The 13299-nt window shown below is 71.5% G+C and carries 10 protein-coding genes; 7 read left to right on the top strand and 3 right to left on the bottom strand.

Features of this window, described 5'->3' with window-relative positions; all coding sequences use genetic code 11:
* The first annotated feature begins 237 nt into the window (after window positions 1-237).
* The gene (locus AZE13_RS11250) at window positions 238-1434 is read left to right on the top strand and encodes a thiolase family protein (RefSeq protein WP_066929730.1); all 1197 of its coding nucleotides are present in this window, start codon (window positions 238-240) and stop codon (window positions 1432-1434) included.
* 52 nt (window positions 1435-1486) lie between these two features.
* Here the strand turns inward: AZE13_RS11250 and hemE are convergent, their stop codons facing one another.
* Window positions 1487-2533, bottom strand: coding sequence for a uroporphyrinogen decarboxylase (hemE, locus tag AZE13_RS11245; protein ID WP_079123947.1), 1047 nt, complete (start codon window positions 2531-2533; stop codon window positions 1487-1489).
* 158 nt (window positions 2534-2691) lie between these two features.
* Here hemE and AZE13_RS11240 point away from each other — a divergent pair, with 158 nt between their 5' ends.
* From AZE13_RS11240 to AZE13_RS11215, 6 genes are all read left to right on the top strand, one after another.
* Window positions 2692-3348, top strand: coding sequence for a DUF3000 domain-containing protein (locus tag AZE13_RS11240; protein ID WP_066929726.1), 657 nt, complete (start codon window positions 2692-2694; stop codon window positions 3346-3348).
* Between the two features lie 301 nt (window positions 3349-3649).
* Window positions 3650-4312, top strand: coding sequence for a response regulator transcription factor (locus AZE13_RS11235; RefSeq protein ID WP_066929724.1), 663 nt, complete (start codon window positions 3650-3652; stop codon window positions 4310-4312).
* A gap of 98 nt (window positions 4313-4410) precedes the next feature.
* Entirely contained in the window at window positions 4411-5703 is a 1293-nt protein-coding gene (locus AZE13_RS11230) for a ribonuclease D (protein ID WP_079123901.1), read from the top strand.
* Window positions 5704-6022: 319 nt separating this feature from the next.
* Window positions 6023-7249, top strand: a complete 1227-nt coding sequence (locus tag AZE13_RS11225; protein ID WP_066929722.1) for a thiolase family protein — start codon at window positions 6023-6025, stop codon at window positions 7247-7249.
* On the top strand, window positions 7246-9384 hold the full coding sequence (locus AZE13_RS11220; RefSeq protein WP_066929720.1) for a 3-hydroxyacyl-CoA dehydrogenase NAD-binding domain-containing protein: 2139 nt from the start codon (window positions 7246-7248) through the stop codon (window positions 9382-9384). Before AZE13_RS11225 ends, AZE13_RS11220 begins: the two co-directional genes overlap by 4 nt.
* Before the next feature lie 84 nt (window positions 9385-9468).
* Complete coding sequence (locus AZE13_RS11215; protein ID WP_066929717.1) at window positions 9469-9915, top strand: NTP pyrophosphohydrolase; 447 nt, start codon at window positions 9469-9471, stop codon at window positions 9913-9915.
* 186 nt (window positions 9916-10101) lie between these two features.
* On the opposite strand, the gene AZE13_RS11210 is transcribed toward AZE13_RS11215, so the two are convergent.
* Both AZE13_RS11210 and AZE13_RS11205 read right to left on the bottom strand, forming a co-directional pair.
* Window positions 10102-11631: an amino acid permease gene (locus tag AZE13_RS11210; RefSeq protein ID WP_066929714.1), complete on the bottom strand. Its 1530-nt coding sequence runs from the start codon at window positions 11629-11631 to the stop codon at window positions 10102-10104.
* A gap of 245 nt (window positions 11632-11876) precedes the next feature.
* Window positions 11877-13299, bottom strand: a 1423-nt coding sequence (locus AZE13_RS11205) for a 1-deoxy-D-xylulose-5-phosphate synthase N-terminal domain-containing protein (protein WP_066929712.1), incomplete at its 5' end; no start/stop codon positions are given.

Genomic DNA, 13299 nt, shown 5'->3' with positions numbered 1-13299 from the left:
AAGGACCGGTGGGGGTGGCCGTGATCCCGTACGTGTCCGCAGTGGACCACTTGCGTACACCCCCACCGAGGGTCTTCACTCCCCCTCAACGGGAGGGGCCGCTCCGCAGGACGAAGTCCGGAGGGGCGGACCCGCGCCCGACCCACCCACGCCCGCCGCAGGCGCAACGGCGAGAAACACCCGCGGCGGGACGGCCGACAACGTGGGAAGCCAGCCAAGCGCAGCGAAAGGGCCTGCATGAGCGATCCACGCGTACGCGATGTCTACATCGTCGATGCGGTACGGACCCCCGTCGGCAAGTACGGCGGCGCACTGGCCGAGGTGCGGCCGGACGATCTCGCCGCCCATGTGCTCAAAGCCTTGGTGGACCGTACCCCCGGCCTCGACCCGGCACGGATCGACGATGTCTGCTTCGGCGATGCGAACGGCGCGGGCGAGGACAACCGGAACGTGGCGCGGATGGCGGTGCTGCTGGCCGGACTGCCGGTGACCGTCCCCGGTGTGACCGTGAACCGGCTGTGCGGGTCCGGCCTGGAGGCGGTCATCCACGCGGCCCGCGGCCTGGCGCTCGGCGATGCGCACGTCGCGGTGGCGGGCGGGGTGGAGTCGATGAGCCGCGCGCCGTATGTGCTGCGCAAGCCCGAGCGGGCCTTCCCGGCGGGGCATCAGGAGATGTTCTCGTCGACGCTGGGCTGGCGCATGGTCAATCCGCGGATGCGCCCGGAGTGGACGGTGGCGCTGGGCGAGGGCGCCGAGCTGATCGCCGACCGGCACGGCATCACCCGCGAGCAGCAGGACGTCTTCGCGCTGGCCAGCCATCAGAAGGCGGTCCGTGCCTGGCAGGAGGGCGCCTACGACGCCGAGGTCGTACCGCTGCCGGACGTGGATCTGGCCCGGGACGAGACGATCCGGGAGGGCTCCTCCCTGGAGTCCCTGTCCAGGCTGAAGCCGGTGTTCCGGACGGCCGGAGGGACGGTCACCGCGGGCAACTCCTCCCCGCTGAACGACGGTGCGGCGGCCCTGCTGCTGGCGGACGAGGAGGGCCTGCGGGCCACGGGGCGCGAACCGCTGGCCCGTATCCGTGCGAGCGCGGTGACCGGCGTCGAGCCGCAGCTCTTCGGCCTGGGCCCGGTGGAGGCGGTGCGGCGGGCGCTGGAGCGCTCCGGCCGCGGGTTCGCCGATCTCGCGGCCTTCGAGCTCAACGAGGCCTTCGCAGCCCAGGCGCTGGGCTGCGTCGCCCAGTGGCCGGACCTCGACCCGTCCGTGGTGAACCCGCGCGGCGGGGCCATCGCCATCGGGCACCCCCTCGGCGCGTCCGGAGCCCGCCTCGCGGGCGCGGTCGCCCACCAGCTCGCCGCCCTCGGCTCGGGCACCGGCCTCGCCGCCCTCTGCATCGGCGTGGGCCAGGGCCTGGCGCTCGTCCTGGAACGCTAGGGCCTGTCGTCGAACTCCCGTCGTCCGCCCGCAGGGCGGGCCTCGCCTGGGCTCAGCGGGCCGTCCGCGTGTGTACGTACTCGACGAGGCGGGTCAGAGCGTCCGGGTCGGTGGTCGGCAGGACGCCGTGGCCGAGGTTGAAGATGTGTCCCTCGAGGCCGGCGGCCGCGTCGAGGACCTCGCGGGTCTTGGTCTCGACGGCCTCGCGGGGAGCGAAGAGGACCGCGGGGTCGAGGTTGCCCTGGAGCGCCCGGCCGGGGCCGACCCGGCGGGCCGCCTCGTCCAGCGGGACCCGCCAGTCGACGCCGACGACATCCGCGCCGGCCTCGCCCAGCAGGCCGAGGAGTTCACCGGTGCCGACGCCGAAGTGGATGCGCGGGACGCCGAGGCCCTCGACGGCGCGGAAGACCTTGGCGGAGGCCGGCATCACGGAGCGGCGGTAGTCGGCCGGGGAGAGCGCGCCGACCCAGGAGTCGAAGAGCTGGACCGCGCCGGCGCCGGCGGCGATCTGGACCTTGAGGAAGGCGGCGGTGATGTCGGCGAGGCGGTCGAGCAGGTCGGCCCAGAGCTGCGGGTCGCCGTACATGAGGGCCTTGGTGTGCTCGTGGTTGCGGGACGGGCCGCCCTCGACGAGGTAGCTGGCGAGCGTGAACGGCGCGCCGGCAAAGCCGATGAGGGGGGTGCCGCCCAGCTCGCGGACGAGCATGCCGATGGCCTCGGTGACGTACGGGACGTCGCCGGGCTCCAGGTCGCGCAGCTGCGCGAGGTCGGCCCGGGTGCGGATCGGCTTCGCGACGACCGGGCCGATACCGGGCTTGATGTCGAGGTCGACGCCGATCGCCTTGAGGGGGACGACGATGTCGCTGAAGTAGATGGCGGCGTCCACGCCGTGGCGGCGGACGGGCTGCAGGGTGATCTCCGTGACCAGCTCGGGCCGCATGCAGGAGTCGAGCATCGCGATGCCCTCGCGGACCTTGCGGTACTCGGGCAGTGAGCGCCCGGCCTGGCGCATGAACCACACCGGGGTGTGGGGCACCGGCTCATGCCGGCAGGCCTTGAGGAAGGCCGAGTCGTAGGTACCGGTCTGCTGGCCCGCGATGGGGGTGCCCCCTGCTCGCTCGGAGTGGAGAGCTCGGGGGAGGTGGTTGGCACTCACGCCCAAATCTTCGCACGGGCCCCGGAGCGCCTCCGAACGGGCGACGCGCGCACCGGGTGTCCTCCGCGTATGCGGGCCCGGTTCGGCCTACTCTTCCGGGCATGGCTGCGGCTCACGAACACCTCGCGGACAGCGCGGACGAGGTCCCGATCCCCTTCCGTCAGGCGGTCGAGGCGCTCCGGTCGGCACGGCTGCGGCCGGAGATCGAGATCGACCCGACGCCCGCGCCGAAACGACTCGCCCCGTTCGCGTACGCGCTGGAGGCGGCGGTCGTCGAGCACGGCGCGGGGCCGGGCGACGAGGACCGGGATCTGGCGGACGGACGGCTGGTGGTGCTGCACAACCCGGCCGGGGACGAGACCTGGCAGGGCACCTTCCGGGTGGTGACGCTGGCGCGGGCGGAGCTGGAGCCGGAGATGGGCGCGGATCCGCTGCTGCCGGAGGTTTCCTGGTCGTGGCTGACGGGTGCGCTGGACGCCCGCGGAGTGGAGTACGGGGCGCCGAGCGGCACGGTGACCCGGGCCGGTTCGACCTACTTCGGTGCGCTGGCGGCCCGCGAGCCGGCGACCCAGATCGAGATCCGGGCGTCCTGGACGCCGGCCGAGGGCCCCGGCGGGGTGCCGGACCTGGCGGCGCACCTCGCGGCGTGGTGCGACCTGCTGTGCCAGGTGGCGGGGCTGCCGCCGGTCACGCCCGACACGGCGCCGCGCGGCGGGGTGGTCCCGCTGCCCCAGCGCCGGGGAGCACAGCCGCGCTAGGGCCTGTCCGATGGGTCAGGCCCTAGCGGCCCGGCCCCCCTCGGCGCCCATCCTCACCGCGCCCGCCTCGGTGTGCCCGTCTGATCACGTTCGCGTACGGCTCTGATCACCTCGGTATGCACTCCGTGTCCACACCTGATCGATCACCCATCCGATTTGCCCGAATTGCCCCTAACTAAATCGTGATCAAAGTCTAAAGTCCCGCCGGTTTGCTGCCGAAGAGGTCAGTGACCCTTCAAATACGGATCATTCCGGCTCCCCCCAGCCGGCTTCCGTCCCTGCCACTCCCCCAGGAGGCCCGGTGTCTGTTCTCCTCGAGCAACCTTCGAGCCTGGTCGCCTACCGCCCGAACAAGCCGACGGCCATGGTCGTCGTCGCCGACCCTCGCGTCCGCTCCACCGTCACCCGCCACCTGTGGGCCCTCGGAGTGCGTGACGTGATCGAGGCATCGTCCATTGCGGAGGCTCGTCCCCGCGTCGGCAACCCTCGCGACATCTGCGTTGCCGACGTCCACCTTCCCGACGGCTCCGGCCTCACGCTGCTGTCCGAGACCCGGGCGGCCGGCTGGCCCAACGGCCTCGCACTCTCCGCGGCCGACGACATCGGCGCCGTACGCAACGCCCTGGCCGGCGGCGTCAAGGGCTATGTCGTCACCGGAACCCGCACAAACCTGGGCATTCCCGGCCGCCCCGGCGCCTCGGCGATCGGTGCCAACGCGGCCCGCCTGCAGCGCCGTCCACCGGGCGCGCCCGGACACCCCGGCGGCTACCGCGAGCTGTCGGGCCGTGAGGTCGAGGTGTTGCGGCTGGTGGCGGAGGGCCAGTCCAACAAGGCCATCGGCGTCTCGATGGGGCTGTCGGCACTGACCGTCAAGAGCCATCTCGCCCGGATCGCCCGCAAGCTGGGCACCGGCGACCGGGCCGGAATGGTCGCGGTCGCGCTGCGCACCGGCATCATCCACTGACCCCCTTCACCCGACCGCCACCCCTTCGCCCGACCCGCTCGCCCGTCGAGGGAACCTTCCCTCGACGGGCGACGTACATACACAGATACCCTTGACTGGTGACCGACGCCCAAAAGACCGCAGCAGACACGACAGACACGACACTGCGAGCAGCCGGAGACCCGCCTCCTCCGGACACCCGGCCGGCGCCGGTCCCCCTCCTGGAGCCCGGTGAGGGCATCCCCCCGGTGACCGCCACGGACGAGGCGCTCGCCGAGGTCGTGGCCGCCTTCGCGGCCGGTACCGGCCCGGTGGCCGTCGACGCCGAGCGGGCCTCGGGCTACCGCTACGGCCAGCGCGCCTACCTCGTCCAGCTGCGCCGCGAGGGCGCCGGCAGCGCGCTGATCGACCCGGTCGGCTGCCCCGATCTGTCGGCGCTGGGCGAGGCGATCGGCGACGCCGAGTGGGTGCTGCACGCCGCCACCCAGGACCTTCCGTGCCTGCGTGACATAGGGATGGTCCCGTCCCGGCTGTTCGACACCGAGCTGGCCGGACGGCTGGCCGGCTTCGCCCGGGTCGGCCTCGGCGCGATGGTGGAGAACGTCCTCGGCTTCGCCCTGGAGAAGGGCCACTCCGCCGTCGACTGGTCCACCCGGCCGCTGCCCGAGCCCTGGCTGCGCTACGCCACACTCGATGTCGAGCTGCTGGTGGACCTGCGTGACGCGCTGGAGGAGGAGCTGACGCGGCAGGGGAAGCTGGAGTGGGCCCGGCAGGAGTTCGCCGCGATCGCCGCCGCTCCCCCGCCGCCGCCGCGCAAGGACCCCTGGCGCCGGACGTCCGGTATGCACAAGGTCCGCCGACGCCGCCAGATGGCGGTCGTACGGGAGCTGTGGACGGTCCGCGACCAGGTCGCCCAGCGCCGCGACATCTCGCCCGGCAAGGTGCTCGGTGACGCCGCGATCGTGGAGGCCGCGCTGCATCTGCCGCAGAGCAGTCACGCCCTGGCGGCCCTGCCCGGCTTCGGGCACCGCATGGGCCGCCGGCAGCTGGAACAGTGGCAGGCCGCCATCGACCGCGCCCGGGCGCTGCCCGAGGGCGAGCTGCCGCAGCCCGGCCAGCCGCTCAACGGCCCGCCGCCGCCCCGGGCCTGGGCCGACAAGGACCCGGCCGCCGCGGCCCGGCTGTCGGCCGCCCGCGCGGCGGTCACGGCGCTCGCCGAGCAGCTGAACCTCCCGCAGGAGAACCTGATCACCCCGGACACGGTGCGCCGGCTGTGCTGGAACCCGCCGGCCGCACCGACCCACGAATCGATCACCGCCGCCCTGGCCGACCACGGCGCCCGCCTCTGGCAGATCGAGCAGGTCACCCCGATCCTCACGGAGGCACTGCTGACTGCCCCGGACGCCGACTGACCCGGGCGTGCCCGTGCGGGCGCTCCCTATGCCCGCCGTGCCGCCCGAGGGAACGAATCGCGCCAGGAGCCGACGACATCCGGCCCTTTCCGGCACCCGTTGCAGCTGGTCGCCCCGCCTTTCCGGCGGGGCGCTTCTGTTGTGTCGACGGGGCTGCCCGGTGTGGGCGCCCGGTCCTGCACGCCGCCATCCGGTGTGACGTTCACCGCTCCGCGCGGTGGGGGTGGGCAGCTTGGTTACCCGTAAGTAGCATGTGGGTGGGAAGCGTCCCTGGGGGCGCCCCGCAGCAGTGCCATCCCGCACCTGGAGGAGAGCCAACGTGCCTCGTACCGCTAGGGACGTCGTCTTCGTCGACGGCGTCCGCACCCCGTTCGGCAAGGCGGGCCCGAAGGGCATCTACCACGAGACCCGCGCCGACGATCTCGTCGTGAAGGCAATCCGGGAGCTGCTGCGCCGCAACCCGGACCTGGACCCCGCGAAGATCGACGAGGTCGCCATCGCCGCGACCACGCAGATCGGCGACCAGGGCCTGACCATCGGCCGCACCGCCGGAATCCTCGCCGGCCTCCCGCAGTCGGTGCCCGGCTACTCCATCGACCGGATGTGCGCCGGTGCGCTGACCGCCGTCACCACCACCGCCGGCTCCATCGCCTTCGGCGCGTACGACGCCGTCATCGCGGGCGGTGTCGAGCACATGGGCCGCCACCCCATGGGCGAGGGCGTCGACCCGAACCCGCGGTTCGTGTCCGAGAAGCTGGTCGACGAGTCCGCCCTGTTCATGGGCATGACGGCGGAGAATCTCCACGACCGCTTCCCGCACCTCACCAAGGAGCGCGCGGACGCCTACGCGGTGCGCTCGCAGGAGAAGGCGGCGAAGGCGTACGCCAACGGGAAGATCCAGCAGGACCTGGTCCCGATCTCGGTGCGCAACACCAACGCCGAGGTGGGCGAGACCGGTTGGGGTCTGGTGACCGCCGACGAGCCGATGCGTCCGGGGACGACGCTGGAGAACCTCGCGGGCCTCAAGACCCCGTTCCGTACGCACGGCCGGGTCACGGCGGGCAACGCCGCGGGCCTCAACGACGGTGCCACCGCCTCGATCATCGCGTCGGAGGACTTCGCCCGGGAGAACGGTCTCCCGGTCAAGATGCGCCTGGTGGCGTACTCCTTCGCGGGCGTCGAGCCCGAGGTGATGGGCTACGGGCCGATCCCGGCCACCGAGAAGGCGCTGGCCCAGGCGGGCCTGGGCATCGGCGACATCGGCCTGTTCGAGATCAACGAGGCGTTCGCCGTCCAGGTGCTGGCCTTCCTCGACCACTACGGCATCGCCGATGACGACGAGCGGGTCAACCAGTACGGCGGCGCCATCGCCTTCGGCCACCCGCTGGCCTCCTCCGGCGTCCGGCTGATGACCCAGCTGGCCCGCCAGTTCGAGGAGCAGCCGGAGGTCCGCTACGGCCTGACCACCATGTGCGTCGGCTTCGGCATGGGCGCGACGGTCATCTGGGAGAACCCGCACCACAAGGACGCCGGAGGCAGCAAGTGAGCAGCACCCACACCACCGCCGAACTTCTGAAGGGCGCGGCCGAGCTGTTCCCCGACGAGGTCGTGACGTCCGCGCACGTCCGCCACCTCGATCTCCCGTACGGCGCGGGCAAGTTCGCCCTCATCACCCTCGACAACGGCTTCGACCACACCAAGCCGACCACCTTCGGCCCGGCCTCGCTGGCGCATCTCAGCGCCGCGCTCGACCAGGTCGAGAAGGAGGCCGCGGACGGCGACATCGTCGGCGTGGGCATCACCGGCAAGCCGTTCATCTTCGCGGTCGGCGCCGACCTCAAGGGCATCGAGCTGCTGACGAAGCACGAGGACGCGCTGGCCATCGGCAAGGGCGGCCACGAGGTCTTCAAGCGGCTGTCCGCGCTCGCCGTGCCGACCTTCGCGTACTACAACGGTGCCGCCATGGGCGGCGGCGTCGAGGTCGGTCTGCACTGCACATACCGCACCGTCTCGAAGGCCCTCCCGGCTTTCTCCCTCCCCGAGGTGTTCCTGGGTCTGCTCCCGGGCTGGGGCGGCTGCACGCTGCTGCCGAACCTGATCGGCGCGGACAAGGCCGTCTCGGTCATCATCGAGAACTCGCTCAACCAGAACAAGCAGCTCAAGGGCCAGCAGGTCTTCGACCTCGGGATCGCCGACGCGATCTTCGAGGGTGCGGACTTCCTGGAGCGGTCGCTGGTGTGGACCGCACAGGTCCTCAAGGGCGACGTCACGGTCGAGCGGCCGGAGATCGACCGCGGTGCGGCCTGGGACCAGGCCGTCGAGCGCGGAAAGTTCATCGCCGACGGCAAGGTGCACGGCGCCGCCCCGGCCGCCTACCGCGCGCTCGACATCATCGCCGCGACCCGGAACGGTGACCTCCAGGCCGGTTTCGACGCCGAGGACCAGGCCCTCGCCGACCTGATGATGTGCGGTGAACTGCGCGCCGGCATCTACGCGTTCAACCTGGTGCAGAAGCGCGGCAAGCGGCCGGCCGGCGCGCCGGACAAGAACCTGGCGCGTCCCGTCACCAAGGTCGGGGTCGTCGGCGCCGGCCTGATGGCCTCTCAGCTCGCGCTGCTCTTCCTGCGCCGCCTGGAGGTGCCGGTCGTCCTGACCGACATCGACCAGGAGCGCATCGACAAGGGCGTGGGCTACGTCCACGGCGAGATCGACAAGCTGCTCGGCAAGGGCCGGATCAACCAGGACAAGGCCAACCGCCTCAAGGCCCTGGTGACCGGTGTGCTGGACAAGGCCGAGGGCTTCGCCGACGCGGACTTCGTCATCGAGGCGGTCTTCGAGGAGATCGGCGTCAAGCAGCAGGTGTTCGCGGAGGTCGAGGCCGTCGCCCCGGCGCACGCGATCCTCGCCACCAACACCTCCTCGCTGTCGGTCACCGAGATGGCGTCGAAGCTCAAGCACCCCGAGCGGGTCGTCGGCTTCCACTTCTTCAACCCGGTCGCGATCCTGCCGCTGCTGGAGATCGTGCGCGGCGAGCAGACCGACGACGCCGCGCTGGCCACCGCGTTCGGCGTCGCCAAGAAGCTGAAGAAGACCGCGGTGCTGGTCAAGGATGCCCCGGCGTTCGTCGTGAACCGCATCCTGACCCGCTTCATGGGCGAGATCCAGAACGTCATCGACGAGGGCACCCCGGTGGACGTCGCCGAGAGGGCCGTCGAGCCGCTCGGGCTGCCGATGTCGCCGCTGGTGCTGCTGGAGCTGGTCGGCCCGGCGATCGGCCTGCACGTCTCGGAGACCCTCCACGAGGCGTTCCCCGAGCGCTTCAAGGTCTCCCCCAACCTGAAGGCCGTGGTCGAGGCCGGCAAGCGCGGCTTCTACGTCCACGACAGCGGGAAGCCGGAGCTGGACCCGGAGGTCACCGCGCTCCTCGAGCAGGGCGATGCCGTCCTGACCGAGGCGCAGGTCCGCGACCGCGTCCTGGACGCCGTCGCGCAGGAGATCGGCCTGATGCTGGACGAGGGCGTCGTCGCCGAGGCGCAGGACATCGACCTGTGCCTGATCACCGGCGCCGGCTGGCCGTTCCACCTGGGCGGTCTCACGCCGTACCTGGACCGTGAGGGTGTGTCCGAGCGGGTGACCGGCAAGAAGTTCCTGGCCCCGGGCGTGGCGAGCGTGCCCGCGTAACCGGCTGACGCGCAGGTGCGGGCCGGCTCCCTCCGGGGAAGCCGGCCCGCACGGCGTCGGGGGCGGCCGTGGGAGGCTGGGGGCATGGATTCCTTGGTCATTGTCGACGCCGCGAATGTCGTCGGCTCGGTGCCCAACGGCTGGTGGCGGGACCGCCGCGGCGCCGCGGAGCGGCTGCGCGACGCTCTGCCGGCCTATGCGGAAGGCGGGCTGCCGGGGCTGGTCGCACCACCCCTGGAGATCGTGCTGGTGGTGGAGGGCGCGGCCCGCGGAGTGACATCCGTCGAAGGCGTACGCGTGGTGTCGGCATCCGGCAGCGGCGACGACCGGATCGTGCAGCTGGTGGCCGACGAGGCCGCCGACCGGGACTGCCTGGTCGTCACCGCCGACCGCGGCCTACGCGAACGCGTCCAGGCCCTCGGCGCCCGCGTAACGGGCCCACGCACGGTCTGGCCCCGCGTCCCCGGTGCCGGCACCGGGGAGGGAGACAGGTACGGGGCCGGGGCCGGTGATACGCGCGACGAGGAGTAGGCCCTGCGCGGGATGGGCCGAGCAGAAGCCCCTGCGCGGGGGACGGGGCGGAGCCCCGGGAATACCGTCCGGCCCCGCCACGTTGTGGCCCCGCAGGGGGCGCTCGCATCCCCTAGGGGATCTGTTCGAGCACCCCCTAGGGGACCGAAAGGCCGAGCGGGTCCGGCGGGTCCGGCGGGTCCGGGGTCACTTTCTGCTGGGGGCCTGCCGGTTCCGGGGGTTCAGTCGGCTGTGTGTGCGTCCGTAGACGAAGTAGATGCCGAAGCCGGCGACCATCCAGATGGCGAACCGGACCCAGGTCTCCGCCGGCAGATTGAGCATCAGCCACAGCGAGGCGAGTACGGACAGCAGGGGCACGACCGGCACCCACGGCGTGCGGAAGGTGCGGGGCAGGTCGGGACGGGAGCGGCGGAGCAGGATCACGCCGATGGCCACCACGACGAAGGCGAACAGCGTGCCGATGTTGACCAGTTCGGCGAGCACATCGATCGAGGTGAAACCGGCCACGACGGCGACGACGACGCCCAGCGCGATGGTCGACCGGTACGGGGTTCCGTACTTGGGGTGGGCCCGCGAGAAGACCCGGGGCAGCAGCCCGTCCCGGCTCATCGCGAAGAACACCCGGCTCTGGCCGAGCAGCAGGATCATACAGACCGAGGTCAGGCCGACCGCCGCACCGAAGCTGATGACGCCGGCGAAGAACGGCTTCCCGAGGTGTTTGAACGCATCGGCGAGCGGCGCGTCGGTGGAGAGCTCGCTGTACTTCTGCATACCGGTGACGACGACGGACACGGCGACGTAGAGGACCGTGCAGATGGCCAGCGAGCCGAGGATGCCGCGCGGCACGTCGCGCTGCGGGTTGCGGGTCTCCTCGGCGGCGGTGGCCACGACGTCGAAGCCGATGAACGCGAAGAAGACCACCGCGGCCGCGGCGAAGATTCCCATGGTGCCGAAGTGGGACGGCGTGAAGCCGAACATCAGCTGCGAGAGCGGAGCGCCCAGTCCGCCCCCGGCCTCGCTCGGCTCGCTGGGCGGTACGAACGGGTCGTAGTTGGCACCGCTGATCAGGAAGGCGCCGGCGATGATGACGAGCAGGACGACGGTGACCTTGACGGCGACGACCAGGGTTGTCACCCGCGAGGACAGCTTCATCCCGAGTACCAGGATGACGGTCAGCAGCAGCACCAGGACGCAGGCCAGGATATCGAAGCCGAACTGCCCGTCATGGCTGCCGGTCAGGCCGGCCGGCAGATGCCATCCGACGCTGTCCATCAATGAGCGGACATAGCCGGACCAGCCGACGGCGACCACCGCACAGCCCAGGGCCAGCTCCAGGATCAGGTCCCAGCCGATGATCCAGGCGGGCAGTTCGCCCAGTGAGGCGTACGAGAAGGTGTAGGCCGATCCGGCGACCGGCACGGTGGAAGCGAACTCGGCATAGCACAGCGCCGCGAGCCCGCATACCACGCCCGCGGCGACGAAGGACAGCGCGACCGCGGGCCCGGCCTGCTCTTTGGCGATTTTTCCGGTGAGGACGAAGATGCCGGTGCCGATGATGACACCGACCCCGAAAACAGTCAGGTCGAGCGCGGACAGGGATTTCTTGAGCGTGTGCTCCGGCTCCTCGGTGTCCAGGATCGACTGCTCGACAGTCTTCGTCCGGAACAGACCGCTTCTGCGACGTGAATCGTGTGGTGTGCCGTGCTGTGTGCTCATGGGCGAACCTCCGCCTGGACGTCCCTGGCAACTCTCCTGAACTGACCGAGTCTCCGCAATGTCTGGAAACAGTCAGCTTCGGCGAGCCTCCGGACGGCAGGGATTCACCCGATAGGGTGATTCGCCGGGTATGCCAATGGGCCGGGCGGAACATCCGTACGAAGGAACGGATGGCCTGTCCGGCCCATCGGGCTTCCTACCACGGCCGAAGGTCCACGGCGTGTCGCGGTCCGCGGCGGGCGGCGTCAGTCGCGGGCGACCCCGGCGGGCTCGGCCGGACCGTCGATCCTGGCCACCAGGCCGGTCACCTGACGGGCGATGTCCGGCGCGGTGAGGCCGATCTCCGCCATGACCTCCTTACGGGAGGCATGGTCGAGGAACCGCTCGGGGATGCCGAAGTCACGCAACGGCAGGTCCACCCCGGCGTCCCGCAGGGACTGAGCGATCGCCGAACCGACCCCGCCGGTACGGGAGTTGTCCTCGACGGTGACGACCACGCGGTGCTCTGCGGCCAGACCCGGCAGCGCCTCGTCGACCGGCTTGACCCAGCGCGGGTCCACCACGGTCGTCGCAATGCCCTGCTTGTCGAGGAGATCGGCGATCTCCAGACACATCGGGGCGAGCGCACCGACGGAGACCAGCAGCACGTCCGGGCGGCTGACGCTCTCGGCGGGACGGCGCAGCACGTCCATACCGCCGATCCGGCCGACGGCCTGGACGGCCGGACCGACCGCGCCCTTCGAGTAGCGCACGACGGTCGGGGCGTCGTCGACCTCCACGGCCTCGCGCAATTGGGCACGGACCTGGTCGGCGTCGCGCGGGGCGGCGATCCGCAGACCGGGGACGACCTGGAGGATCGACATGTCCCACATGCCGTTGTGCGAGGCGCCGTCGGTGCCGGTGACACCGGCCCGGTCCAGGACGAAGGTGACGCCGCACTTGTGCAGCGCGACGTCCATCAGGACCTGGTCGAAGGCGCGGTTGAGGAAGGTGGCGTAGACGGCGAAGACCGGGTGCAGACCGCCGGTGGCCAGGCCCGCGGCGGAGACGGCGCCGTGCTGCTCGGCGATGCCGACGTCGTAGACCCGGTCCGGGAAGGCCTTGGCGAACTTGTCCAGGCCGACCGGCTGCAGCATCGCGGCCGTGATCGCGACGATGTCCGCGCGCTCGTGACCGAGCTTGACCATCTCCTCGCCGAAGACGGAGGTCCAGTCGGCGCCGGAGGAGGCGATCGGCAGGCCCGTGTCGGGGTGGATCTTGCCGACGGCGTGGAAGCGGTCGGCCTCGTCCTGCAGGGCGGGCTGGTAGCCGCGGCCCTTCTCGGTGAGGCAGTGCACGATCACCGGGCCGCCGAAGCGCTTGGCGCGCTGGAGGGCGGACTCCAGGGCGTCGATGTCGTGGCCGTCGATGGGGCCGACGTACTTCAGGCCGAGGTCCTCGAACATGCCCTGCGGCGCAATGAAGTCCTTGAGGCCCTTCTTGGCGCCGTGCAGCGTCTCGTACAGCGGCTTGCCGACGACGGGCGTGCGCTCCAGGAGGTCCTTGCCGCGCGCGAGGAAGCGCTCGTAGCCGTCGGTGGTACGGAGCGTGGCGAGGTGGTTGGCGAGGCCGCCGATCGTGGGGGCGTACGAGCGCTCGTTGTCGTTGACCACGATGACCAGCGGGCGG

Source organism: Streptomyces sp. NBRC 110611 (assembly GCF_001590865.1).
Lineage (GTDB): Bacteria > Actinomycetota > Actinomycetes > Streptomycetales > Streptomycetaceae > Streptomyces.
This window is presented reverse-complemented; position numbering and strand designations above follow the sequence as displayed.

What these genes read in the sequence shown, in the direction of transcription:
- AZE13_RS11240 (WP_066929726.1), top strand. Translation starts at nt 2,692, where the DNA reads ATGGCTGCGGCTCACGAACACCTCGCGGACAGCGCGGACGAGGTCCCG.
- AZE13_RS11215 (WP_066929717.1), top strand. Translation starts at nt 9,469, where the DNA reads ATGGATTCCTTGGTCATTGTCGACGCCGCGAATGTCGTCGGCTCGGTG.
- AZE13_RS11250 (WP_066929730.1), top strand. Translation starts at nt 238, where the DNA reads ATGAGCGATCCACGCGTACGCGATGTCTACATCGTCGATGCGGTACGG.
- AZE13_RS11210 (WP_066929714.1), bottom strand. Translation starts at nt 11,631, where the DNA reads ATGAGCACACAGCACGGCACACCACACGATTCACGTCGCAGAAGCGGT.